The sequence below is a fragment of the Ralstonia sp. GX3-BWBA genome (assembly GCF_003290055.1).
Classification (GTDB): Bacteria; Pseudomonadota; Gammaproteobacteria; order Burkholderiales; family Burkholderiaceae; genus Ralstonia; species Ralstonia holmesii.
The window spans coordinates 135,553-159,078 of record NZ_QMKS01000012.1 but is presented as its reverse complement, the minus strand read 5'-3'; the positions used below and the strand labels follow the sequence as shown (position 1 = coordinate 159,078).

The following is a 23,526-nucleotide window of genomic DNA, read 5'->3' as shown; positions in this document are numbered from 1 at the left end:
GTCCGGTAGGAGAGCAGGCGATGGTGACTAAGACCAAGGAAGGACACGGCGCCAACGGTGGTGCCGGGCGGTCCGTAATGGAGTCGGCAGCAGCCCAGGCTGCGCCAGCCACCCGTAGAAAAGCGGCAGGGGGCGCCGCTGCGGGAGAGGCAAAAGGAGGCGCGCGGGGCGGCAAGTCCGCCGCCAGCCAGAACAAGTCCGGTGCATCCCCGCGCAAGGACGACGCGATAGCCGAGACGGCGCGCGATTTACCAGGATCATCTGCAGCAACCATGAGCAGCAAGAAACTACTCACCGAAGCCGAAATCCTGAAGATGAGCGACAAGGATTACATGAACGAGGCGCAGCTCGCCTTCTTCAAGGACCGGCTTGTAAAAATGCGCGATGAAATTCTCGCGAACGCCAACCAGACCACCGAGCACCTGCGCGAGACTGTGATCGTGCCGGACCCGGCTGACCGTGCCACCATCGAGGAAGAGCACGCGCTGGAGCTGCGCACGCGCGATCGTGAGCGCAAGCTGCTCAAGAAGGTCGAACAGTCGATTGCGCGCATCGATGCCAACGACTACGGCTACTGCGACGAAACCGGCGAGCCGATCGGCATTCCGCGCTTGCTTGCTCGCCCGACGGCCACCCTGACGCTGGAGGCGCAAGAGCGCCGCGAAAAGCGCCAGAAGCTGATGGGTGACTGACGCGCGCGTCGCATTCGGTTGAATTTGCAGCCCGGTAACTCACCGGGCTGTTTGCTTTGTTGGGCCACAAACTGAGGCCACTGATCATGTCCCGTCCGCTTCCCGTTACCGTGCTGTCTGGCTTCCTGGGCGCCGGCAAGACCACGCTGCTCAATCACGTGCTCGCCAACCGCGAGGGCAAGCGTGTGGCCGTGATCGTCAACGACCTGTCGGACGTCAACATCGACGCGCAGCTCGTGGGCGATGGCACGGCCACCAGTGCGCAGCTCTCTCGCACCGACGAGCGCATGGTGGAGCTGTCCAACGGCTGCATCTGCTGCACGCTGCGCGAAGACCTGCTCGACGAGATCGCGCGCCTGGCCCGTGAAGGCCGCTTCGACTACCTGCTGATCGAGTCGACCGGCGTGGCCGAGCCGCTGCCGATTGCCGAGACCTTTACGTTTGAAGACGAGCAAGGCGACGTGCTGTCCGACCTCGCGCGTCTGGACACCATGGTCACCGTGGTCGATGCCCAGCACTTCCTGGCCGATTACGATGCCGCCGATTTCCTGTCAGACCGCGGCCAGGCACGTGACGAAGACGACGACCGCACCGTCGTCGACTTGCTGATCGAACAGGTCGAGTTCTGCGACGTGATCGTGCTCAACAAGATCGACCTCGTGAGCGATGCCGAGCGCGCGCGCCTGGCCGGCATCCTGCACTCGCTGAACCCGCGCGCGCGCATCGTGCCGGCATCGTTCGGCAAGGTGCCGCTGGACGAGATCCTCAACACCCATCGTTTCGATTTCGATGCCGCATCTGCCGCGCCGGCGTGGCTGGCGGAGCTGCGCGGTGAACACGTTCCGGAGACTGAAGCGCTCGGCATCCGCAGCTTCGTTTATCGGCGCCGCGTGCCATTCCACCCGCAGCGCCTGTGGGATCTGATGCATACCGAATGGCTGCGCGAACACGGCCGCGTGCTGCGCTCGAAGGGTTATTTCTGGCTGGCCTCGCGCATGGACACGGCGGGCAGCTGGGGTCAGGCTGGCGGCGTGATGCGTCATGGCGGTGCCGGCGCGTGGTGGGCTGCGGTGGATGAAGCCGAATGGCCCGACGAGGAAGAGGCCCGCGCAGACATTTCCGACAAGATGCACGACAACGGTGCGCCAGCGCGCTGGGGCGACCGTCGCCAGGAACTGGTCTTCATCGGCACGGATCTGGATGAAGCCGCGCTCATTGCGCAGCTCGATGCCTGCCTGCTGACCGACGCGGAGATGGCTGCCGGGCCAGAAGCCTGGGTCGCGCTGGCCGATCCCTTCCCCGCCTGGGCCTACGACGATCACGACGATGCCGGCTGGGACGAGGACCACGATCACCAACACGGTGACGACTGCGACTGCGGGCACCATCACTGAGCACGCAGACCCCCTGCTTCATCGACGTTGACACCGGCGTCGTCCGGTCCCGACAATCCCCGAACGTTTCGTTTTCGTCATGAACCATCGGGGAGTCGTCATGCCGGTCCTGCGTCTGCTGCGCGCCGCGAACCTGGTCGCTGCGCTGTCTTTTGCCACGGCGCTCTCGGCGCTCACACCGATTGGGGCGCATGCCCAGCCGGCCTCCACGCTGGTGATTGGGCTGTCGAGCGACATCACTTCGCTCGATCCGCACTTCCACAACGTCACGCCCAATTCGAACGTTGCCGAGCATATGTTCGAAGCGCTGATCGCCAAGGACGAGAAGATGCGCCTGAAGCCGGGCCTCGCCACGTCGTGGAAGGCCCTGAGCGATACGGTATGGGAGATCAAGCTGCGCCCTGGCGTGCATTTCCATGACGGCAGCGAATTCACCTCGGCCGATGTCGTCTATTCGCTGGCGCGCCCGGCCACCATCAAGAACAGCCCATCGCCGTTCACGATCTACACGCGTGGTTTCAAGGACGTGACGGCGGTCGACAAGCTGACCGTACGCATCACCACGAACGGCCCGTACCCGCTGGTGCCGAACGACTTGTCGACCATCTACATGGTGTCGAAGAAGGCCGTCGAAAAAGCGGGCGCGGACGACTTCAACAACGGCCGCGCCATGATCGGCACCGGGCCGTACAAGTTCGTCTCCTTCAACCGCGGCGATCGCGTGGAACTCACGCGCTTTGACGGCTACTGGGGCAAGAAGCCGCAATGGCAGCACGTGACGCTGCGCATCCTGACGGCCGACGCGCCGCGCGTGGCGGCGCTGCTGGCGGGCGACGTGCAGGTCATCGAGAACGTGCCGAGCTCAGACATCAAGAAGCTGTCGACCAACCCGGCTGTGACTGTGTTCAAGATGCCGGTGTTCCGCATGATGTATCTGCACATGGATTCGAACCGCGATGTGTCGCCGTTCGTGACCGACAAGGCCGGCAAGCCGCTGCCGAAGAACCCGCTCAAGGATGCACGCGTGCGTGAGGCGATCTCGCTGGCGATCTCGCGCCAAGCCATCGTTGATCGCGTGATGGAAGGCGCTGCCGAGCCGACCGGCCAACTCGTCAACAGCGCGCTGTTCGGCCACGTACCAGGCCTGAAGGCACCTGTGGCGGACCCGGCCGCAGCGAAGAAACTGCTCGCCCAGGCCGGCTACCCCGATGGTTTTGCCATCACGCTGCACGCCACCAACAACCGTTACCCGAACGATGACCGCGTCGCACAGGTGATCGCTTCGATGCTTTCGCGGGTGGGCATTGCCACCAAGGTCGAGACGCTGCCATCAGCGTCGTTCTTCACGCGGGCGAACAAGTTGGACTTTTCGTTTCTGCAAGCCGGCTGGGGTGCGGATACCGGCGAAGTCAGTTCGAGCCTGAAGGCGCTGCTGGCGACTTACGACCCGGCGCGCGGCTGGGGGGCGTCCAATCGCGGACGCTATTCGAACCCGGCGCTTGATGCCAAGCTGGCTGAAGCCCTGCAGACCTTGGATGACAGCAAGCGCGAGAGGCTGCTGCAGGAAGCCACGGAAATCGGCATACGCGATTACGGTGTGATTCCGCTCTACTTCAACATCAACGTGTGGGCTGCGCGCAAGGGTTACACGGTGGTGCCGCGTCTGGATGAGCGCACCTACGCGTTCGATGTGACCCACTGAAACGGTAAGAAGCCCAGCAAGAAGCGATTTTCGGCGCACAAAAAGTGTGCGCTGTGGCGGAAATCAGGCTTGAAATCCTCGGGGCTGGCGTCAAGTATGAAGTTCTTTGGCCGGCCCGCTGGGGGTCGCGCCAAGCCGGACCCCTAGGAACAAGCGCATGGAACAGTATCACGGCACCACCATCGTCAGCGTGCGGCGCGGCAACCACGTCGCGCTCGGCGGCGACGGCCAGGTCACGCTGGGCAATATCGTGATGAAAGGCTCGGCTCGCAAAGTGCGCGCCATCCACGATGGCAAGGTGCTGGTCGGCTTTGCCGGCGCCACCGCCGACGCCTTCTCCCTGCTCGACCGTTTTGAAGCCAAGTTGCAGAAGCACCAGGGCAACCTGCTGCGCTCCGCCGTCGACCTGGCCAAGGACTGGCGCACCGATCGCGCCCTGCGCCACCTTGAAGCGATGCTGATCGTCGCCGACCGAGAAGCCACGCTCGTCATCACCGGCAACGGCGATGTGCTCGACCCGGAAGGCGGTATCGCTGCCATCGGCTCGGGCGGCTCGTATGCACAATCGGCCGCCAAGGCGCTCATGGAGAACACCGACCTCGCTCCGCGCGATGTGGTGGAAAAATCGCTGCGCATCGCTGGCGAACTCTGCATCTACACCAACACCAATTTCGTGATCGAGACGCTCGAATAATCGAACGCCTTCATCGACAGGATTCCCATGTCTGAAACCATGACGCCGTCAGAAATCGTCTCCGAACTCGACAAGCACATCATCGGCCAGCACAAGGCCAAGAAGGCCGTCGCCGTGGCGCTGCGCAACCGTTGGCGCCGCCAACAGGTGGGAGACCCGCTGCGCCAGGAAATCACGCCCAAGAACATCCTGATGATCGGACCGACCGGCGTGGGCAAGACCGAGATCGCCCGCCGCCTGGCCAAGCTGGCCGACGCACCGTTCATCAAGATCGAGGCGACCAAGTTCACCGAGGTGGGCTACGTCGGCCGCGATGTCGACACCATCGTGCGCGATCTGGCCGAGATGGCCGTCAAGCAGACGCGCGAATCCGAGATGAAGAAGGTGCGCGCCAAGGCCGAAGATGCGGCCGAGGATCGCATTCTCGACGTCCTGATCCCGCCGCCGCGCGACATCGGTTTTGCGCAGCCAGAAGAGAAGGACTCGACCGCGCGCCAGACCTTCCGCAAGAAGCTGCGCGAAGGCCAGCTCGACGACAAGGAAATCGAACTGGAAGTGTCGGCCGGCACGCCGAGCATGGACATCATGGGCCCGCCCGGCATGGAAGACATGACCGAGCAGATCCGCTCGATGTTCGCCGGCCTGGGCCAGGGCAAGAAGAACCGTCGCAAGATGAAGGTGAAGGAAGCCTTCAAGCTGCTGATCGACGAAGAGGCCGCGAAGCTCGTGAACGAGGATGAGCTCAAGCAGAAGGCGGTGGCCAACGTCGAGCAGAACGGCATCGTGTTCCTGGACGAGATCGACAAGATCGCCAGCCGCAGCGAATACGGCGGCGGCGAGGTGTCGCGCCAGGGCGTGCAGCGCGACTTGCTGCCGCTGGTGGAAGGCACGACCGTGAACACCAAGTACGGGATGATCAAGACCGATCACATCCTGTTCATTGCGTCGGGCGCGTTCCATCTGTCCAAGCCGAGCGACCTGATTCCCGAACTGCAGGGCCGATTCCCGATTCGCGTGGAGCTGGATTCGCTGTCGGTGGAGGATTTTCGCGCGATTCTCACGCAGACCGACGCGAGCCTCACCAAGCAATATCAGGCGCTGCTGAAGACCGAAGGTGTCGACCTCGTGTTTGCCGAAGATGGTATTCGCCGCCTGGCCGAGATCGCATGTTCGGTCAACGAGAAGGTCGAGAACATTGGCGCACGCCGTTTGTACACGGTGATGGAGCGACTGCTTGAAGACCTGTCCTTCCACGCACACAAATCGTCGGGCGAGACCGTGACCATCGACGCCGCGTACGTCGACGAGCGTTTGAACGAGCTGTCGGGTAACGAAGACCTGTCCCGCTACGTGCTGTAAGCGTATAAGCAACGCATTCAATATGCCCTGCGGGCCGCATCGGAGACGATGCGGCCCGTTTTGTTTGGGCGCCCGCCAAGCCAAGCCTGGCAAGGGTTTCATCAGGGTCGTGCGTGGTCAGGTCCGTTATCTGCTGAAGAAGGTGGTGCCGCACAGACAATGCGCGCCGCGCACCTGGCGTGCGCGATTCCCACCACGACAAGGAGAGAAGCGTATGAAACCGATCCAACGCCTGGCCCTGTGTTGCGTGCTTGCCTGCGCCCCGTTGGGCATCGCCCACGCCCAGCTCACGCCCGCGCCAACCGGCCCCGCCGGCGCCTCGGCACCGAACGATGCCAAGCGCGCCGCTTACGACAGTGCCGTCAAGCAAGCCGATGCCAATTACAAAGCCAACAAGGACAAGTGCGATGCGATGAAGGGCAATGACCGCGACGTCTGCCGTGCGCAGGCCAAGGGCGATTACAACGTCGCCAAGGCCAATGCGATGGTGGAGCGCGACGGCACTGAAGCGGCCCGCAACCGCGCCGCCAAGGAAAAGGCCGAGGCCGACTACGACGTCGCCAAGACTAAGTGCGATGCCATGAAGGGCAACGATAAAGACACCTGCGTGAAGGATGCCAAGGCCGCCTACACGCGTGCCAAGGGCGGTGACGAGGTGAGCCATGCCAAGGCCACGGGCACCGCCAAGGACGTCAGCGAAGCGCGTCGCGATGCCGTCAAGGACACCAACGACGCCAACTACAAGGCCGCCAAGGAACGCTGCGATGCGATGTCGGGCGACGCCAAGACGAAGTGTCAGAACGACGTGGCCGCCAAGTTCAAGAAGTAAGCCGTACGGAAGTGTGTACACGGGCGGCCTGCGGGTCGCCCCTGCATTTGTCTCAATCTCAATCGCAACGGAGGACGTATGAACTGGGACCAGATCGAAGGTAAATGGGATCAGGCCAAGGGCAAGGTCAAGGAAAAGTGGGGCCAGCTCACCGACGATGACCTCACCGTGATCCGCGGCAAGCGCGACCAGCTTGCCGGCAAGATCCAGGAACGTTACGGCTATACGAAGGAACGCGCCGAAGACGAGCTCAAGGCGTGGGAGCGCGATACCCGCTGATGATGCAGCGCTGAGGTAGCCTCATGCGGCCGGCGTTTATTTGGCGACCGGCCGTTTGCCCAGCTTGCGTTGCAGCGTGCGCCGATGCATGTTGAGCGCCCGCGCGGTGGCGGAGATATTGCCGCCGTGCTCGGCCAGCACGCGCTGGATGTGTTCCCACTCCAGTCGCGCGACAGACAGCGGCGCCGGGTTCTCCATCGTCTGCTCCGCCACGGCTTCAGACACGCCAACCTGCAACGCCAGCAGAATCGAATCGACGTTGGCCGGTTTGGCCAAGTATTCGTCGGCCCCCAGTTTGACCGCCTGCACAGCGGTGGCAATGCTCGCGTAGCCCGTGAGGATCAGCATGCGCGCGTCGGGCAGGGCTTGGCGCAATGGGGCAATCCAGTGCAGACCGGAATCCGTCCCGCCATGGGGCATCAGGCCCTTGTCGCTCGCGGCCAAGTGCAGATCGACAGTGACATACGAAAAGCGTGTCTGGCGTGCCAGTGCCAGCGCTTCGCCGCCGGTGTGCGCGATCTGCGGAGCAAAGCCGCGACGCGTGAGCGCGCGCGCCAGCGTCTGCGCAAAGACGTCGTCGTCATCGAGGATCAAAAAGGGGGCGGGCTGCTGCATGGTGTTCTCCGGGGCCGTACGTGCGCGGGGGCTGTGTCAGGCCGTCTCGTTATGTGAAGAGGGTGGGCGCGCCAATGATGGGGGCGGCCGCGTGTTCCATCGGACCGCCAACCGGCAGTCGGAGTTCGGCAATGGCGCCTTGGGGCGGGTTCGGACGTAGCACCACGGTACCACCCAAGCGACGAGCCGTGGTGGAGGCCAGATACAGCCCGATCCCGTGGCCGCCGTGCCGGCTCGGTACCGGCGTACGGCCCAGGGACGTGCGCAAGTCTTCCGGCAAGCCCAACCCCGTATCGACGATGGAGAGTACGATCTGCGGCGGCATATCGCGGAGCACATCCGGATTGGCGTCGATCTTGGCCGTCAGCAGCAGCGGCACCAGATCGCGCCCGGCGTGCTGCTGGCTGCGGGCGGCGTTGTCCAGCAGGATGGTGAGGATCTGGCCGACGTTCACTGCATCCAATTCCACCGCTTGCGCTGCGGGCGATGTCTCCGTGTGGAGGCGGATGTCCCGATGCCGCAGCTGCCACGTCTGCGTGAAATCGGGCAACCATTGGCCGAGCGGCTCGGGCGCGCCGTCGTTGGGTTTGCGCTGCAGGCGCGCCAGGGCGGCGCGGCACAGTTCGAGTTGCTGCTCGATGGCGCGCAGGTCTTCGCGGTACGGGCCGAGCGGGGAATCGGGCTGCTTCGCGTCGTGCTGCAGCTCGCCGGTGATGACGGCCACGGTAGACAGCGGTGTGCCCATTTCGTGCGCTACGCTCGCGCCTTGCGACATCAGGGCTTCGATGCGTTGCTCGCGCAGCAGTCGCTCGCGCGCTTCGGTCAGTTGCGCATCGCTCTCGCGCAGCGCGGCGGACAGGCGCGCCGTAAAACCGGCGATCATCGCGCTGCTGGCCACGAAATCGATCCACATGCCCGCCAGGTGATACGCCACCGCATCGGCCTGGTTCGCCAGCTTCAGCGGGATGTAGTTGCCCAGCATCATGCTGTAGGCGGCCAGCGCGTAGAGCGTCAGGCCCACCACGTGTGCGATCGGCAGCATGGCCGCCGCAATTGCCAGCGCCGGCAGGTAGAACGAGACGAACGGATTGGTCGCGCCACCTGTGAAATACAGCAGAGCAGACAGCGCGGTCAGGTCCACCAGAAGTTGAACGGTGATCTCAATATGCTGCACGGGCCGGTTGCGCCGCACGCGCCATCCGGTGAGCAGGTTGAACAGCGCATGCAGGCCCATCACGCTCAGCAGCGGCACCACCGGCAGTTGCACGCCAAATACCAGCGGCGCGAGCAGCATCAGGACCAGTTGAGTGGCCAGCAGACTCCATCGCAGCCAGAAGAGGCGGCGTAGACTGGACGCGTCCAGCAGTGGCGCGGCAAGAGACAGGGTGAAAAGCATGGTGGACAAGTGTAAACGTGCGCACCGCGCGGTTATCCGCGCGGCGATGCGTCAATCAGCCGCACAATTGTGCACCCAACCTATCTCCCCACAGACGCTGTGCTTTAATGCGCAGCACGTTTGTCCCCGACAGGAGCCCTTGATGATGACGTCCCGATCGATCCGTTCTTCCGCTTGCCTGGCTGTGCTCACGGCTGGCTTGCTCGCCAGCGCCGCCGCTTTCGCACAGGTCACGGTGCAGGACGCCTGGGTGCGCGGCACCGTGCCGGGTCAGACGTCCAGCGGCGCGTTCATGACGCTGCAATCGGCCGACGGTGCCAAGGTGGTTGGCGTATCGACGCCCGTGGCCGGCACGGCTGAGATCCACGAGATGAAGATGGAAGGCGACGTAATGCGCATGCGCGCGATGCCCTCGCTGGATCTGCCGAAGGGCCAGACCGTGCAGCTCAAGCCGGGCGGCTACCACGTGATGTTGATGAACCTGAAACAGCCGCTGGTGAAGGACACCACCGTGCCGATCACGCTCAAGGTGGAGCTGGCCGACAAGCGCGTTGTCGAGCAGAAGGTGGATGCCCGCGTACGCGACCTGACCGCCGGCAACATGCCCGCCATGAACCACGGCGGCGAACACAAACATTGATGGCTTGCGGCGAGTGTCGCTTCAAGCCACGTAAGGGAGCATTCCCATGGCTAACAAGACACTGGGCACTCGCCAGAAACTGACGTTCCGCATCGAACCTTCAACGAAGGCCGGCACTGCGCGCCCGCGCAACGTTCTCGTGCCGCTCGCTCGCGGCCGCAAGGCCGGTGCCCATACCGAAGGCGGCCACGCTGAGCGTCAGCGCGGCCGAGCCGACGTCCGCCGTGCTCTGCGCACGCTGGACGACGACAGCAAAGACAAGGACTGATCGCTCAGTCGGATTCAGACGCTGCCCTTGCCTGCGCAATCGCTTCGCGCAGGCAACGCTGGCAGCGGCAGCCCTGTCCCGGGCGCCGCGCGTTGGCAGGCAGCGTTTTTTCGGACATGCACCAGCATGTCGCGTCGGGCTGCTTGCCGTCGCCGATGGCTCCGCAGTGCAATTCCGCGCCGCAGATCGCACATACGGTGTTGGCGACCGACGAGGTCACGCTTGGCTGCTCCCGTCGTCGTCTTGTCCGAGCTTGTGCATCGCCTGACGCAGAAACCCCATCTGGTGCGAGAACCGCGTACACGCATCGCAGGCAAACAGATGCACGCGCAGCCGTAGCCGCTCGCCTGTGGACAGGTCGCGGTCCATCTTCGACACCAGCATGCGGTGGGCTTCCTTGCAGGTGGGCAGTCCCCAACGGTTCGGCATGGTTGTTCTCTGTGATGCGGCTCAGGTGCGCCTATGGGCGATTCAGGCGGCGGCGGGCTGATTGCCAAACCAGTGCAGGTCAAGGCACTCGCGCAGGCGCATGCGGGCACGGTAGAGCAGTGCCCATGCATTGGTCGCCGTGATCTGCAATTCCTGACAGATTTCCTCGGTTTCCAACTCCAGCCATTCGCGCATCATGAAGACGCGGCCCACGCGCGGCGGCAGGCGATCGACGCACATTTGCAGCACGTCGAAGAACTCGCGCCGTGACAGCGCGGCATCGGGGTCTCCCCAGTCGGACGGCGGGCTGGTGTAGTGGCCGTCGGCGGCGAACAAGCTGTCGAAGACGGCCTCGTCGGAACGCATGCCTGCCTCGTCGGATTCACCACCCGAAAGCAGTGAGACGCGCACTTCGCGCCGCCCCGAGCGGATCGCATCGACGATCTTGTGCTTGAGGATGCCGATCACGTACGTCTTGAGCGAGGCATTGCCGGCAAAGCGCTCAGGGTGTTCGAGCACCGCCAGGATGGTGTCAGCCACCGTGTCTTCAGCCAAGGCCGTGTCACGCAATTGCAGTTGCGCAAAGCGCAGCAGGTGAGGGCGTAGCGCGTCGAGTTGGTCGGGTGCGATGGCCATGTTTCCCCAGGGTGTTCTTTCGTGGCAACGGTATGGCAGGCACGCAAGGTGCGCCGTCAGACCGTAGCGCCTTTTCTTGTAAAATCGCGCCTGCCGAAAATGGGCTGCTTCGTTTTTGTAGCACGCGACATTCGGCGTTCCATCATACCCGCCCAACCGGATGTCACCGTCATGACCGCTTCTGCTGCCCCCGACCCTGCTGGCCTCGCGCACGTTGCGCCGGCGTTGAAGGCTGAAATTCTCGCGCAGGCCCTGCCTTACATTCGCAAGTTTCACGGCAAAACCATCGTCGTCAAGTACGGCGGCAACGCCATGACGGAGGAAAAGCTCAAGCACGGCTTCGCGCGCGACGTGATCCTGCTCAAGCTGGTCGGCATGAACCCGGTGGTGGTGCACGGCGGCGGTCCGCAAATCGACGAAGCCCTGAAGAAGGTCGGCAAGCAAGGCACCTTCATCCAGGGCATGCGTGTGACCGATGAAGAGACCATGGAAGTGGTCGAGTGGGTGCTCGGCGGCGAAGTTCAGCAGGACATCGTCATGCTGATCAACCAGTACGGCGGCCAAGCGGTCGGCCTGACCGGCAAGGACGGTGGCCTGATCCGCGCCAAGAAGCTGAAGATGCCGGACCGCGAGCATCCGGGCGAGTTCATCGACATCGGTTTCGTGGGCGACATCGAAGCGATCAACCCGGCGGTGGTCAAGGCGCTGCAGGACGACGCGTTCATTCCTGTCATCTCGCCCATCGGCTTCTCCGATGACGGTCAGGCCTACAACATCAACGCCGACGTCGTGGCCGGCAAGATGGCCGAGATCCTGAAGGCTGAGAAGCTGGTCATGATGACCAACATTCCCGGCGTGATGGACAAGCAGGGCAATCTGCTGACCGACCTGTCGGCGCGCGAGATCGACGAGCTGTTTGCCGACGGCACGATCTCGGGCGGCATGCTGCCGAAGATTTCGTCGGCGCTGGATGCCGCCAAGAGCGGCGTGAACTCGGTGCACATCGTCGATGGCCGTATCGAGCACTCGCTGCTGCTGGAAATCCTGACCGAACAGGCGTTCGGCACGATGATCCGCTCGCACTGATGCGAACCACTCGGGCGGTGCGGGTGCGCCATGCTGCGCGCGCCTTCCCGCGCGAGGTGCCGGCGGGCTCTCCGCCCGCCCGGCAGCCGGTCTGGCTGTTCGACCTCGACAACACACTTCACCACGCATCGCACGCGATCTTTCCGCAGATCAACCGGCTGATGACGGCGTACGTGGCGCGCGTGCTCGGCACGGACGACGCCACCGCCAGCCAGGTGCGCGTGGATTACTGGCGCCGCTATGGCGCCACGATTCTGGGCATGGTCCGCCATCACGGCGTCGACCCCGCTGATTTCCTTGCTGAGGCCCACCGCTTTGAAGACCTGCGCGCCATGGTGCGCGCGGAGCGCGGCCTCGCCCAGTTGCTGCGCGCCCTGCCGGGGCGCAAGATTCTGCTGACCAACGCGCCGGCCGCCTACGCGCGCGAGGTGCTGCGGCTCATTGGCCTGAAGCGCGCGTTCCTACGCGAAATCGCCGTCGAGCACATGTGGGTGCACCGGCGCCTGCGTCCGAAACCTGACCCGCTGATGCTGCGCCGGTTGCTCGCACGCGAACGTATTGCGCCATCGCGCGCCATCCTCGTCGAAGACACGCTTTCTCACCTCAAACGCTATCGGCGCCTGGGGATTCGCACGGTATGGGTGACGGGTTATCTGCGGCGCGTGCCGCCCGGCGTGCAGCCGACTTCCGCTGCCGATGCATTGCATCCAATGCAAGCGACGGCAGTTGGCGCGCGTGCAAATTCACCACATCAACCGGCCGCCACACCGATTTTGTTCGCCAACCGGCCCGGCTATGTGAGCGTGAAAGTAAAATCGGTGCTTCAACTAAAACGAAGGCTTGTTCGACGCGGCTAGGCAGTGGTAACTCCGCGCTCGGAACGGGAGAGGGGCCAGGAAGTCATGAGCAACGCGCAAACGGAGTTTCCGACCGCCGAGCCGGTCGCGGACGTCGCCATAGCCGCACCGCCGGTACGCAAACGCCCCCGACCGGGCGAGCGCCGCGTGCAGATTCTGCAGACGCTTGCCGGCATGCTCGAGCATCCGCGCGGTGAAAAGATCACAACCGCAGGCTTGGCTGCACGGCTGGATGTCTCCGAAGCGGCGTTGTACCGCCACTTCGCCAGCAAGGCGCAGATGTTCGAAGGGCTGATCGAATTCATCGAGCAGACCGTCTTCGGCCTCATCAACCAGATCACCTTGCGTGAAGAACACGGCTTGCGCCAGGCGCATGCCATCGCGCACATGCTCCTGTCGTTTGCCGACAAGAATCCGGGCATGACGCGCGTGCTGGTGGGCGACGCGCTGGTCGGCGAAGACGAGCGCCTGCCCGAGCGCATGGCGCAGTGCCTGGATCGCATCGAGGCGTCGCTCAAGCAGAGTCTGCGCATGGCGGTTACGCAGGGTGCCTGGCCGGCGGATGCCGACATCGCTTCGCGCGCCAACTTGGTTGTGTGTGCGGTGCTGGGGCGCTGGCATCGGTACGCCAAGAGCGGCTTCCGGAAGTCTCCGGTGGAAGGTGCGGATGCGCAGTTGCGGGTGCTGTTGGCCTGAGCGTGCTTCGCCCCAAGTAAAAGCCCCGCGATGCGGGGCTTTTTTGTTGCGTGCAGCGTTGGTCAGCCGACGGTGCGCACTGCCTCCGCCAACGTATGAAACCGCGCCCCAATCTGTTCTGTTTCCACATGGCCATAGCCGAGCAGCAGTCCGGGCAAGCGGCGCGCGTCGTCCTGGTAATAACGTGAGAGCGGGCGCGTGACGACGTCATTGGCGAGTGCAAGATCAGCAACGGCCACATCGTTGGTGCCGGTCGGCAAGCCCAGCACGAGATGCAGGCCCGACGCACCGTCATGCACGGGCAGCGCGTCGCCGAACTCGTGGGCGATGGACGCCAGCAGCGTTTCGCGCCGTTCCGCATACACGCCACGCATGCGCCGGATGTGGGAGACGAAATGGCCCTCCGCAATGAAGTCCGCCAGCACGGCCTGCGTGAGAATCTGGCCGCCGCGGAACATCTCCGACAGCCCCGTCGTAAACGCATCGGCCAGCGCGGGCGGCACGACCAGATAGCCAATCCGCAAGCTGGGGAACAGCACTTTCGAGAACGTGCCCATGTAGAGCACGCGCCCGCCATCATCCAGCCCTTGCAAAGAAGGCAGCGGGCGGCTGCCGTAGCGGAATTCGCTGTCGTAGTCGTCTTCGACGATCCATGCATCGGTTGCGTGGGCGGTGGCCAGCAGCGCCCGGCGTCGCGCGAGGCTCATCACCGAACCGAGCGGATATTGGTGCGAGGGCGAGACCACCATGAGCTTCGGCGGCTTGCTGCGCTGACGCCCGCGCGTGGGGATGTCGAAGCGCATGCCTTCATCGTCCACCGGCAGTGGCACGGTGCGCACGCCCGCAGCGGTGAGTACGCTGCGCACGCCCCAGTAGCCGGGGTCTTCGATCCATGCACTGTCGCCGGCATCGCACAGCAGCTGCGCGATGAGTTGGAGCGACGGGTGGATGCCTGCAGTGACGATGATCTGCTCGGGCTCGCAGCGCACGCCACGCGCGGTGCGCAGGTAATCGGCCAGCGCGGTGCGCAGCGGCAGGTAGCCCGCGCCAACGGGATACGTCAGCAGCGCGGGTGAAGGCTTGCGCAGCAGCCGGTTGTGCAAGCGCGACCAGATGCGCGCCGGAAACATCCGCACCTCCGGTACGCCCGGCATGAAGGCGCCCCACTGGCGCGAACTGGCGCCCGCATCGCGCACCAGCGCACGGCCGCGCGTTGAGAGTATCGGCGCGGACGGCATGGCCGCTTCAGTGATCGGCGCGGGTGCCACTGCGGCAACCGCTGCGACCGGTGCGGGGGCTGCGTCCAGCCGGTCTGGCGCGGTATCGGCGACGAAGGTGCCGCTGCCCACGCCTGCCGACACATAGCCTTCCACGCTGAGCTGCTCATAGACGTGGATGACCGTGTTGCGCGCGATGCCCAGTTCGGTGGCCAACTGCCGCGACGACGGCAGGCGCGTGCCCGGCTGCAGCTCGTCGCGCAGGATGCCCTCCTGCAACACGCGGTACAGGCGGCGGTGGTCGGGCTCGCCGCCCGGCTCTGCACGGTCGAAGCGGCGTTGCAGGTAGTCGACCAGCATGCTGGCGCGGTGGGTGGGGGAATGGTCGGCCATGGTGCGCGATGGAACCAAAGTGGTTCCAAAAGAAAAACCTGATTGGGTCTTATTGTACAGAGCCAATGGGGCCACACTGGGCCGCATCGTCTCTTTCTTGACCCAACGCACAAGACCGCCATGAACGCCCGAGACCCGCAACAGAACGCCCAATGGAATGCCCGCCGCCTGGCCGCTACGCCGCGCGGCGTTGGTGTGATGACCGACCGCTACGCCGAGCGCGCCGAGAACGCCCTGTTCTGGGACGTGGAAGGCCGCCGCTACATTGACTTCGCGGCCGGCATTGCCGTGGTCAACACGGGCCATCGCCACCCGCGTCTGGTGCAGGCCGTGCGCGAGCAGCTGGATCACTTCACGCACACCGCTTTCCAGATCGTGCCGTACGGTTCGTACGTCGAGTTGGCCGAGCGCCTGAACGCGATCACGCCAGGCTCGCACGCCAAAAAGACCGCGTTCTTCACCACGGGCGCCGAGGCCGTGGAAAACGCCATCAAGATCGCACGGGCGCACACGGGCCGCCCGGGTGTGATCGCACTCACGGGCGCGTTCCACGGCCGTACGTTCATGGGCATGTCGCTGACGGGCAAGGTGGTGCCGTACAAGACGGGCTTCGGACCGTTCCCGGGCAGCATCTATCACGTGCCGGCGCCCGTGGCGCTGCATGGCGTGAGCACGCAGGATGCGCTTGACGCCATTCAGCGCCTGTTCAAGGCCGATATCGATCCGCGCCAGGTGGCAGCCATCATCTTCGAGCCGGTGCAGGGCGAGGGCGGCTTCTACCAGATGCCCGCCGATTTCGTACGCGCCGTGCGTGCGCTGTGCGATGAACACGGCATCGTGATGATCGCCGACGAAGTGCAAACCGGCTTTGCCCGCACCGGCAAGCTGTTTGCCATGGAGCACACGGGCGTGCTGCCGGACATCACGACGATGGCCAAGGGCCTGGCGGGCGGCCTGCCGTTGTCCGCCGTCACGGGCCGCGCAGAAATCATGGACGCGCCGGCTCCGGGCGGGCTCGGCGGCACCTACGCCGGCAACCCGCTGGCGGTGGCGTCGGCGCATGCGGTGCTCGACATCATTGCCGACGAGAAACTGTGCGAGCGCTCCGCCGCGCTGGGCGCACGTCTGGTTGACGCACTGAATGCTGCCAAGGCCAAGCAGTCGCGCATTGCCGAAGTGCGTGGCGTGGGCGCGATGGTTGCTGTCGAATTCAATACGCCGGACGGCAAGCCGGACGCCGATTTCACCAAGCTCGTGCAGCAGCGCGCGCTCGAAGCCGGCCTGCTCCTCCTGTCGTGCGGCGTGTACGGCAACGTGATCCGCTTCCTGTTCCCGCTCACGATTGAAGACGCGGTGTTCGAAGAGGGCCTTGCCATCCTGCAACGCGCACTGGAGAGCTGACACCATGACCCGCACCGATCTGCCGAGCGCGCCGGTTACGCCACCGATCGCACTGAAAGACCCCGGCCTGTGGCGCACGCAAGCGTTCCTCGCCGGCACCTGGGCCGATGCCGATGACGGCGCCACGCGCGACGTGACCGATCCCGCCACCGGCCGCAAGATCGGCACCGTGCCCGGCATGGGCGCCGCCGAAACACGCCGCGCCATCGATGCCGCACAGGTTGCGCAACGCGCCTGGCGCAAGGTGAGCGCACGCGATCGCGCCAGGATCCTGCGCAAGCTGGCCGATTTGATGATGGAACATCAGCAGGATCTCGCTGCCATCCTCACGGCCGAGCAAGGCAAGCCGCTGCCGGAAGCTGCCGGCGAAATCGCCTACGCCGCGTCGTTCATCGAATGGTTTGCGGAAGAAGCACGCCGGATTTACGGCGACACGATTCCCTCGCCGCAGGGCGATCGCCGTATCGTCGTGCAGAAGGAGCCGATCGGCGTGAGCGCGGCCATCACGCCATGGAATTTCCCCATCGCGATGATGACGCGCAAGGTCGGCCCGGCGCTGGCGGCCGGTTGCTCGATGGTCGTGAAGCCCGCGCTGGAAACGCCCTACTCTGCGCTCGCATTTGCCGAGCTGGCCGTGCGCGCTGGCGTGCCGGCGGGCCTGCTGTCCATCGTCACGGGCGATTCGCAGGCGATTGGCGGCGAGCTGACGTCCAACCCGATCGTGCGCAAGCTCAGCTTCACGGGCTCCACGGCGGTCGGTCGCTTGCTGATGCGCCAGTGCGCCGACGACATCAAGAAGCTGTCGCTCGAACTGGGCGGCAACGCGCCGTTCATCGTGTTTGACGATGCCGACGTCGATGCGGCGGTGGAAGGCGCGATGATCGCCAAGTACCGCAACGCAGGCCAAACCTGCGTGTGCGCGAATCGCTTTTACGTGCAACGCGGCATCTACGACACGTTTGCGGCCAAGCTCGCCGACGCCGTGCGTGCGCTGCGCGTCGGCAACGGCACGGAGCCCGGCGTGCAGCAGGGCCCGCTGATCCACATGCGCGCGATGGACAAGGTGCAGCAGCATCTGGACGACGCCGTGCGCCAAGGTGCGCGCGTCCTGGTGGGCGGCAAGCCGCATGCGCTGTCCGCGCAGGGCGGTGCGTTCTTCGAGCCGACCGTCGTGGTCGATGCGAAGCCGGGCATGCTGCTCGCGCATGAAGAAACGTTCGGCCCGCTGGCTGCGCTCATTCCCTTCGACACGGAAGACGAGGCCGTGGCCGCCGCCAACGACACCGAGTTCGGGCTGGCCGCGTATTTCTACACCCGCGATCTGGGCCGAGCGTGGCGCGTTTCGGACGCGCTGGAGTCTGGAATGGTTGGCGTCAATACGGGGCTGATCTCGACGGCCGAAGCGCCGTTTGGCGGCGTCAAGCAATCGGGGCTCGGCCGCGAAGGCTCCAAATACGGCATCGACGAGTACCTGGAGATCAAGTACATCAATATGGCAGGCCTTTGACCCGGCATATGGCGGGGAATCGGACGCATCACGATGCGGTGATGCGTCCGCCGCCGCTTGCTCTATAATCACTCTCCTCTGGCGCGCCGATTTGACGACTGGCTTGCGGGCGCGCGGGAGTTCAGGCATCCACGGATGTGGCTCTGGGCTCTCATTACAAATGCGGCTAAAGAGGTTCGGTCAGAGCGGGGGTGGTGAAAGCAAGCGCCCCACGTGCGCCACATGAGAACCCGATTGGTTGCGTGATCAGCGTTGCCGGTCGGGTTTTTTCTTTGGTGCCATGACAGACATCCAGGCTGACACCGCGGTCACCGCAGTCGATGCGGCGCAGGCCGACACATCCTCTCCGAAGGCACATCAGGGCAAGCCGGCCAACGCCATCGGCCTGGTTGTGCCCGAGCGCATGCATTTTGCCGAGCCGCTGCAACTGCGCAACGGCTCGCAGATCAGCGGCTACGACCTGATGGTCGAAACCTACGGCACGCTCAATGCCGACCGCTCCAACGCCGTGCTCATCTGCCACGCACTCAACGCCTCGCACCACGTGGCGGGCGTGCACGCCGAGGGCGAAGTCGGCTGGTGGGACAACATGGTCGGCCCTGGCAAGCCGGTCGATACCAACCGCTTCTTTGTCATCGGGGTGAACAACCTGGGCTCGTGTTTCGGCTCGACCGGCCCCATGAGCCCGCACCCGGAAACCGGCCTGCCCTACGGCGCGCGCTTTCCCGTGGTGACGGTGGAAGACTGGGTGAATGCCCAGGCACGTGTGGCCGATCGCTTCGGCATCCAGCAATTTGCGGCAGTGATGGGCGGCAGCCTCGGCGGCATGCAGGCGCTGGCCTGGAGCCTGATGTATCCGGACCGGTTGCGGCACTGCGTGGTGGTGGCGTCCACGCCCAAGTTGTCGGCGCAGAACATCGCCTTCAACGAGGTGGCGCGCAGCGCGATCCTGTCCGACCCCGATTTCCACGGCGGCGATTACTACGCGCACAACGTCAAGCCCAAGCGCGGTCTGCGTGTGGCCCGGATGATCGGGCACATCACCTATCTGTCGGATGAAGACATGGCCGCGAAATTCGGCCGCGAGCTGAAGGCGGACGACATCCGTTTCTCGTTCGACGTCGAGTTCCAGGTCGAGAGCTATCTGCGCTACCAGGGCGACAAGTTTGCCGAGTACTTCGATGCGAACACGTATCTGCTGATCACGCGCGCGCTCGATTACTTCGACCCCGCACTGGCCTACGGCGGGAGCCTCACCAAGGCCGTCGCGCATACCAAGGCGAGCTACCTCGTCGTCAGCTTCATGACCGATTGGCGATTCGCCCCCGCGCGCAGCCGCGAGCTGGTCAAGGCGCTGCTCGACAACAAGCATCCCGTCACCTACGGCGAGATCGACGCGCCCCACGGTCACGACGCTTTCCTTCTGGAAGACGCGCGCTACCACGCGCTGGTCCGCGCCTATTACGAACGCATCGCGCAGGAGATCGGCGCATGACAACGCAAACGCTGAACCCCGCTGCGCCGTCCGCAGTGCCGAACATCCTGACCGACCGCGCGGACTTTCGCGCCATCGCCCGCTGGATCGAGCCGCACTCCACCGTGCTCGACCTTGGTTGCGGCGACGGCAGCCTGTTGCGCGTGCTGCAGGACGAGCTCGACGTGCTGGCCTACGGCATCGAGATCGACGACGCAGGCGTGCTGGCCTCCGCGAAAAAGGGCGTGCACGTGATCCAGCAGAACATGGAAGGTGGGCTGGCGCTGTTCGAGGACAAGAGCTTCGATACGGTCATCCTTTCGCAAACGCTGCAGACCATCCACAACACGGCGCAGGTGCTGCGCGAGATGCTGCGCGTGGGTCGCGAGTGCATCGTGTCGTTCCCGAATTTCGGCTACTGGCCGCATCGGCTGTCGATCTTCCGCGGGCGCATGCCGGTGTCCAAGTCGCTGCCGTACGAGTGGTACAACACGCCCAACGTGCGCGTGCTGACCATCCGCGACTTTGAAGCGCTGGCGCCCAAGGTGGGACTGGTAATCCTCGACCGCGTTGTGCTGCACGACGGCAGTGTGGTGCGCTGGGGGGCCAACTGGCGTGGCAGCGTAGCGGTGTACCGGGTGCGCGCGGGCTGATTGCCCCGGCAACCGTGTACGCCCCAGGTGTGCTGGTTTGTGCGCACCCGCACGTAGCAGGTGGGCGCGTTACACTGGATCCTCTTCCGTTGAGGAGCGCGCGATGAGCAGACAGGTCCGGCACAGAAGTCCGCGCATGCTACAGGCGCTGTTGGTGCTGGCGATGGGCGTGGCGATGTCGTTGGCAGCCGCTGCAACGTCGCCTGCCGACACACAGGGCGATGCCGCCGCCCTCACCCAGATCGCCATCGCGCATTACGAGAAGAACGATTTCGGCCACGCCTTCGACGAATTTGCCGAGGCTGCACAGCGCGGCAACCGGCTCGCGCAATTCAACTACGCCATGATGCTGATGCGTGGCGAAGGCACCGTCGCCCGCCCTGAAGAGGCGGTCAAATGGCTGCGCCGTGCCGCCGACAACCAGATGACCCACGCGCAGTTTGCCTACGGCGAATTGTTTGAGCGCGGCGAGCTGGTACCGCGCTCCCTGGAAGAAGCGAACAAGTGGTACGAACGCGCTGCGGCGGGCGGGCATGTCGAGGCGCAACGCGCGCTGGCCACCAACTACTTCACCGGGCGCGGTGTGCCGCGCGACTACGGGCGCGCGTTCAGTTGGTACAAGAAGGCGGCCGAAGGGGGCGATGGGCCTTCGCAGTACATCGTCGGCAGCTATTACGAGCGCGGGGAACCCGGCGTGGTGCCGCAGGATATCGAGCTGGCCAAGAAGTGGTACGGCAGGGCGGCTGCGCAAGGGGATGTGGGTGCGCTCGGCAAGCTGCGCGAGCTGGTGGAGAAGACCTATCGTGCCAAGCACGGCGACCCGCCCACAACGGCACGTCAGTCGATGTAGCGCACGCAAGCAAAAACCGCCGGGCATGGCAGCATGCACCGGCGGTTTTGCTTTGGAGCGTGTTCAATCCTTCATCAACAGCAACGGCCCACGCGTCCGGCGTAGCGCGCGTCCTGGCGTTCGCGGAAGAAGTCTTCGTACGTCATGACGGCCTGGCCCGGATGGGTCTCCTGCATGTGGCGCACGTAGGTGTCGTAGTCCGGCACGCCAACCATCAGGCGCAGCGTCTGGCCCAGGTATCGGCCGAAGTTTTCGAGTTCTTCGCGCATGCCCGTGCTCATGCGCCCAGCGCTTCGTACGGCGTTTCGTTGGCAGTCGGGCGGCTCGCGGCGCGCGCCTTGAGCACCGTGCGCAGGCCATACCAGGCAATGCTCACCACCACGAGAATGAACAGGCCGCACAGGAATGCATCGATGCGGTCGTTCAGCACCACCTGCTGCATCTGCGCCATCGACTTGGCCGGGGCCAGCAGCTTGCCCTCGGCAATTGCGCTGGCGTACTTGTTGGCGTGCGCCAGGAAGCCGATCTTCGGGTCCGGATCGAACAGCTTCTGCCAGCCGGCGGTGAGCGTGCAGATCAGCAACCAGATGGTCGGCAGCAGCGTCACCCACACGTAGCGGTCGCGCTTCATCTTGACCAGCACGCAGGTGCCCAGCGTCAGCGCAATCGCGGCGAGCATCTGGTTGGAGATGCCGAACAGCGGCCACAGCGTATTGATGCCGCCCAGCGGATCGATCACGCCCTGGTACAGGAAGTAACCCCACAGTGCGACGGTCGCGGCCGTGGCAATGAGGTTGGCGACGAGCGAATCCGTGCGCTTGAGTGCCGGCACAAAAGTGCCCAGCAGATCCTGCAGCATGAAGCGCCCGGCGCGCGTACCTGCATCCACGGCGGTGAGGATGAACAGCGCCTCGAAGAGAATCGCAAAGTGGTACCAGAAGGCCATCATGGCCTGGCCGCCCACCACTTGGTGCAGGATGTGCGCCATGCCAACGGCCAGCGTCGGTGCGCCGCCTGCGCGGGCAAGGATGGTGTTTTCGCCGACGTCCTTGGCGGTCTGGATCAGCACGTCAGGGGTGATGACGAAGCCCCAGGTGGAGAGCGTGTGTGCCACCGTATCCGGCGTCGCACCCACCAGCGCTGCCGGGCTGTTCATCGCGAAGTACACGCCCGGGTCGATGACCGAAGCGGCCACCAGCGCCATGATGGCGACGAACGATTCCATCAGCATCGCGCCATAGCCGATGAAGCGTGCCTGGCGTTCGTTCTCCAGCAACTTGGGTGTGGTGCCCGACGAGATGAGCGAGTGGAAGCCCGACACCGCACCGCACGCAATGGTGATGAACAGGAACGGGAACATGTTGCCCGACCACACCGGACCGCCGCCGCCCGCGAACTGCGTGAGCGAAGGCATCTGCATGTTGGGTGCAACGATCAGGATGCCGATGGCCAGCGCCATGATCGTTCCGATCTTCAGGAACGTCGACAGGTAATCTCGCGGTGCCAGCAGCAGCCACACCGGCAGGACCGAAGCGACAAAGCCGTAGCCGATCAGCATCCACGTCAGCGTCTTGCCGTCGAACGTGAACAGCGGCGCCAGCGTGGCGCTATCGTGCACGGCCTGGCCGCCCACGATGGCCAGCATCAGCAGCACGAAGCCGATGATGGAAATTTCGCCGATGCGGCCCGGACGGATGTAGCGCACATACACGCCCATGAATAGCGCGATGGGAATCGTCGCGGCCACCGTGAAGCTGCCCCATGGCGAGCCGACCAGCGCCTTCACCACGATCAGCGCCAGCACGGCCAGGATGATGATCATGATGAGGAACGCGCCAAACAGCGCGATCACGCCGGGCACCGTGCCCATCTCACTCTTGACCAGGTCGCCCAGCGAGCGGCCGTCGCGGCGCGTGGAGATGAACAGCACGACGAAATCCTGCACCGCCCCGGCAAACACCACGCCGGCCAGAATCCAGAGCATGCCGGGCAGATAGCCCATCTGCGCGGCCAGCACGGGGCCGACCAGCGGGCCCGCGCCAGCAATGGCCGCAAAGTGGTGGCCGAACAGCACGTGCTTGTTGGTGGGAACGTAGTCGAGCCCGTCGTTGTAGCGCCAGGCGGGTGTCTTGCGGGTGCCGTCCAGGCCGAGCACCTTGTCGGCAATGAAGCGGCTGTAATAGCGATACGCGATCAGATAGATGCATACGGCGGCCACCACCACCCATAGCGCGCTGACTGCCTCGCCGCGCGCAAGCGCAACGGTGGCAAAGGCAGACGCGCCAAGAATGGCAACGACCAGCCAGATCAGGTGTTGCCTGACGAAGCTCATGTCGGTCTCCTCGAACCTTGGTCGAAGTTATTTGCTGAACGCGGGATGTGGGTTCATCCCTGCAGTAAGTCCTACCCCGTGACAGGGGCGTGTAGTATTTGCCAGCCTTACCCCGCGCCACAAGCGG

25 protein-coding genes are annotated in these 23,526 nt (G+C 64.6%); 17 read left to right on the top strand and 8 right to left on the bottom strand.

Annotated elements, in window-relative coordinates; translation table 11 throughout:
- Nucleotides 1–272 precede the first annotated feature (272 nt).
- The 7 genes from dksA (at nucleotide 273) to DOD19_RS15010 (ending at nucleotide 6,949) form a co-directional block, all read left to right on the top strand.
- The gene (gene dksA / locus DOD19_RS15040; protein WP_024977044.1) at nucleotides 273–692 is read left to right on the top strand and encodes an RNA polymerase-binding protein DksA; all 420 of its coding nucleotides are present in this window, start codon (nucleotides 273–275) and stop codon (nucleotides 690–692) included.
- Between the two features lie 86 nt (nucleotides 693–778).
- Nucleotides 779–2,086 carry a zinc metallochaperone GTPase ZigA gene (zigA, locus tag DOD19_RS15035; RefSeq protein WP_112186309.1) on the top strand — a complete coding sequence of 436 codons (1,308 nt, stop codon included), beginning with the start codon at nucleotides 779–781 and terminating at the stop codon, nucleotides 2,084–2,086.
- A 100-nt stretch (nucleotides 2,087–2,186) separates the two neighbouring features.
- Nucleotides 2,187–3,788, top strand: a complete 1,602-nt coding sequence (locus tag DOD19_RS15030) for an ABC transporter substrate-binding protein (protein WP_024977042.1) — start codon at nucleotides 2,187–2,189, stop codon at nucleotides 3,786–3,788.
- A gap of 157 nt (nucleotides 3,789–3,945) precedes the next feature.
- A complete protein-coding gene (hslV, locus tag DOD19_RS15025; RefSeq protein WP_024977041.1) occupies nucleotides 3,946–4,482 on the top strand; it encodes an ATP-dependent protease subunit HslV in 537 nt (178 codons plus the stop codon).
- Nucleotides 4,483–4,509: 27 nt separating this feature from the next.
- Nucleotides 4,510–5,841, top strand: coding sequence for an ATP-dependent protease ATPase subunit HslU (gene hslU / locus DOD19_RS15020; RefSeq protein WP_024977040.1), 1,332 nt, complete (start codon nucleotides 4,510–4,512; stop codon nucleotides 5,839–5,841).
- Between the two features lie 214 nt (nucleotides 5,842–6,055).
- On the top strand, nucleotides 6,056–6,670 hold the full coding sequence (locus DOD19_RS15015) for a hypothetical protein (RefSeq protein ID WP_112186307.1): 615 nt from the start codon (nucleotides 6,056–6,058) through the stop codon (nucleotides 6,668–6,670).
- Nucleotides 6,671–6,748: 78 nt separating this feature from the next.
- Complete coding sequence (locus tag DOD19_RS15010; protein WP_112186305.1) at nucleotides 6,749–6,949, top strand: CsbD family protein; 201 nt, start codon at nucleotides 6,749–6,751, stop codon at nucleotides 6,947–6,949.
- Nucleotides 6,950–6,985: 36 nt separating this feature from the next.
- Here the strand turns inward: DOD19_RS15010 and DOD19_RS15005 are convergent, their stop codons facing one another.
- Together DOD19_RS15005 and DOD19_RS15000 are read right to left on the bottom strand one after the other, a co-directional pair.
- Nucleotides 6,986–7,564 carry a response regulator transcription factor gene (locus DOD19_RS15005; protein ID WP_024977037.1) on the bottom strand — a complete coding sequence of 193 codons (579 nt, stop codon included), beginning with the start codon at nucleotides 7,562–7,564 and terminating at the stop codon, nucleotides 6,986–6,988.
- Nucleotides 7,565–7,613: 49 nt separating this feature from the next.
- The gene (locus DOD19_RS15000; protein ID WP_112186304.1) at nucleotides 7,614–8,960 is read right to left on the bottom strand and encodes an ATP-binding protein; all 1,347 of its coding nucleotides are present in this window, start codon (nucleotides 8,958–8,960) and stop codon (nucleotides 7,614–7,616) included.
- A gap of 142 nt (nucleotides 8,961–9,102) precedes the next feature.
- On the opposite strand from DOD19_RS15000, the gene DOD19_RS14995 reads away from it, so the two are divergent.
- Both DOD19_RS14995 and DOD19_RS14990 read left to right on the top strand, forming a co-directional pair.
- A complete protein-coding gene (locus DOD19_RS14995; protein ID WP_024977035.1) occupies nucleotides 9,103–9,600 on the top strand; it encodes a copper chaperone PCu(A)C in 498 nt (165 codons plus the stop codon).
- Nucleotides 9,601–9,646: 46 nt separating this feature from the next.
- On the top strand, nucleotides 9,647–9,868 hold the full coding sequence (locus tag DOD19_RS14990; protein WP_024977034.1) for a hypothetical protein: 222 nt from the start codon (nucleotides 9,647–9,649) through the stop codon (nucleotides 9,866–9,868).
- Between the two features lie 4 nt (nucleotides 9,869–9,872).
- Here the strand turns inward: DOD19_RS14990 and DOD19_RS14985 are convergent, their stop codons facing one another.
- The 3 genes from DOD19_RS14985 to DOD19_RS14975 are packed head-to-tail and all read right to left on the bottom strand — an operon-like array spanning nucleotide 9,873 to nucleotide 10,933.
- Nucleotides 9,873–10,088 carry a cysteine-rich CWC family protein gene (locus DOD19_RS14985; RefSeq protein ID WP_024977033.1) on the bottom strand — a complete coding sequence of 72 codons (216 nt, stop codon included), beginning with the start codon at nucleotides 10,086–10,088 and terminating at the stop codon, nucleotides 9,873–9,875.
- Nucleotides 10,085–10,297, bottom strand: a complete 213-nt coding sequence (locus tag DOD19_RS14980; RefSeq protein WP_024977032.1) for a zf-HC2 domain-containing protein — start codon at nucleotides 10,295–10,297, stop codon at nucleotides 10,085–10,087. The genes DOD19_RS14985 and DOD19_RS14980 overlap by 4 nt, the downstream gene beginning before the upstream one ends.
- A gap of 42 nt (nucleotides 10,298–10,339) precedes the next feature.
- A complete protein-coding gene (locus tag DOD19_RS14975; protein WP_112186301.1) occupies nucleotides 10,340–10,933 on the bottom strand; it encodes a sigma-70 family RNA polymerase sigma factor in 594 nt (197 codons plus the stop codon).
- A gap of 171 nt (nucleotides 10,934–11,104) precedes the next feature.
- Between DOD19_RS14975 and argB the strand changes: the two genes are divergently transcribed.
- From argB to slmA, 3 genes are read left to right on the top strand one after another with little or no spacing between them, the layout of a single operon-like run.
- Nucleotides 11,105–12,019, top strand: coding sequence for an acetylglutamate kinase (argB, locus tag DOD19_RS14970; protein ID WP_112186299.1), 915 nt, complete (start codon nucleotides 11,105–11,107; stop codon nucleotides 12,017–12,019).
- Nucleotides 12,019–12,876, top strand: coding sequence for a pyrimidine 5'-nucleotidase (locus DOD19_RS14965; protein ID WP_024977029.1), 858 nt, complete (start codon nucleotides 12,019–12,021; stop codon nucleotides 12,874–12,876). The genes argB and DOD19_RS14965 overlap by 1 nt, the downstream gene beginning before the upstream one ends.
- A gap of 45 nt (nucleotides 12,877–12,921) precedes the next feature.
- Nucleotides 12,922–13,572: a nucleoid occlusion factor SlmA gene (gene slmA, locus DOD19_RS14960; RefSeq protein WP_024977028.1), complete on the top strand. Its 651-nt coding sequence runs from the start codon at nucleotides 12,922–12,924 to the stop codon at nucleotides 13,570–13,572.
- Nucleotides 13,573–13,634: 62 nt separating this feature from the next.
- Here the strand turns inward: slmA and DOD19_RS14955 are convergent, their stop codons facing one another.
- Nucleotides 13,635–15,149, bottom strand: a complete 1,515-nt coding sequence (locus DOD19_RS14955; protein ID WP_112186595.1) for a PLP-dependent aminotransferase family protein — start codon at nucleotides 15,147–15,149, stop codon at nucleotides 13,635–13,637.
- 153 nt (nucleotides 15,150–15,302) lie between these two features.
- Here DOD19_RS14955 and gabT point away from each other — a divergent pair, with 153 nt between their 5' ends.
- The 5 genes from gabT (at nucleotide 15,303) to DOD19_RS14930 (ending at nucleotide 21,067) form a co-directional block, all read left to right on the top strand.
- Nucleotides 15,303–16,583: a 4-aminobutyrate--2-oxoglutarate transaminase gene (gene gabT, locus DOD19_RS14950; protein ID WP_024977026.1), complete on the top strand. Its 1,281-nt coding sequence runs from the start codon at nucleotides 15,303–15,305 to the stop codon at nucleotides 16,581–16,583.
- Nucleotides 16,584–16,587: 4 nt separating this feature from the next.
- Nucleotides 16,588–18,090: an NAD-dependent succinate-semialdehyde dehydrogenase gene (locus DOD19_RS14945; RefSeq protein ID WP_112186297.1), complete on the top strand. Its 1,503-nt coding sequence runs from the start codon at nucleotides 16,588–16,590 to the stop codon at nucleotides 18,088–18,090.
- A 280-nt stretch (nucleotides 18,091–18,370) separates the two neighbouring features.
- Nucleotides 18,371–19,585, top strand: a complete 1,215-nt coding sequence (locus DOD19_RS14940; protein ID WP_112186592.1) for a homoserine O-acetyltransferase — start codon at nucleotides 18,371–18,373, stop codon at nucleotides 19,583–19,585.
- On the top strand, nucleotides 19,582–20,217 hold the full coding sequence (gene metW / locus DOD19_RS14935; RefSeq protein ID WP_024977023.1) for a methionine biosynthesis protein MetW: 636 nt from the start codon (nucleotides 19,582–19,584) through the stop codon (nucleotides 20,215–20,217). Before DOD19_RS14940 ends, metW begins: the two co-directional genes overlap by 4 nt.
- Before the next feature lie 103 nt (nucleotides 20,218–20,320).
- Nucleotides 20,321–21,067, top strand: coding sequence for a tetratricopeptide repeat protein (locus tag DOD19_RS14930; RefSeq protein ID WP_112186295.1), 747 nt, complete (start codon nucleotides 20,321–20,323; stop codon nucleotides 21,065–21,067).
- 74 nt (nucleotides 21,068–21,141) lie between these two features.
- On the opposite strand, the gene DOD19_RS14925 is transcribed toward DOD19_RS14930, so the two are convergent.
- Both DOD19_RS14925 and DOD19_RS14920 read right to left on the bottom strand, forming a co-directional pair.
- The gene (locus DOD19_RS14925) at nucleotides 21,142–21,336 is read right to left on the bottom strand and encodes a YbdD/YjiX family protein (RefSeq protein WP_004628224.1); all 195 of its coding nucleotides are present in this window, start codon (nucleotides 21,334–21,336) and stop codon (nucleotides 21,142–21,144) included.
- Nucleotides 21,337–21,344: 8 nt separating this feature from the next.
- Nucleotides 21,345–23,399 carry a carbon starvation CstA family protein gene (locus DOD19_RS14920; protein ID WP_112186293.1) on the bottom strand — a complete coding sequence of 685 codons (2,055 nt, stop codon included), beginning with the start codon at nucleotides 23,397–23,399 and terminating at the stop codon, nucleotides 21,345–21,347.
- Between the last annotated feature and the right edge of the window lie 127 nt (nucleotides 23,400–23,526).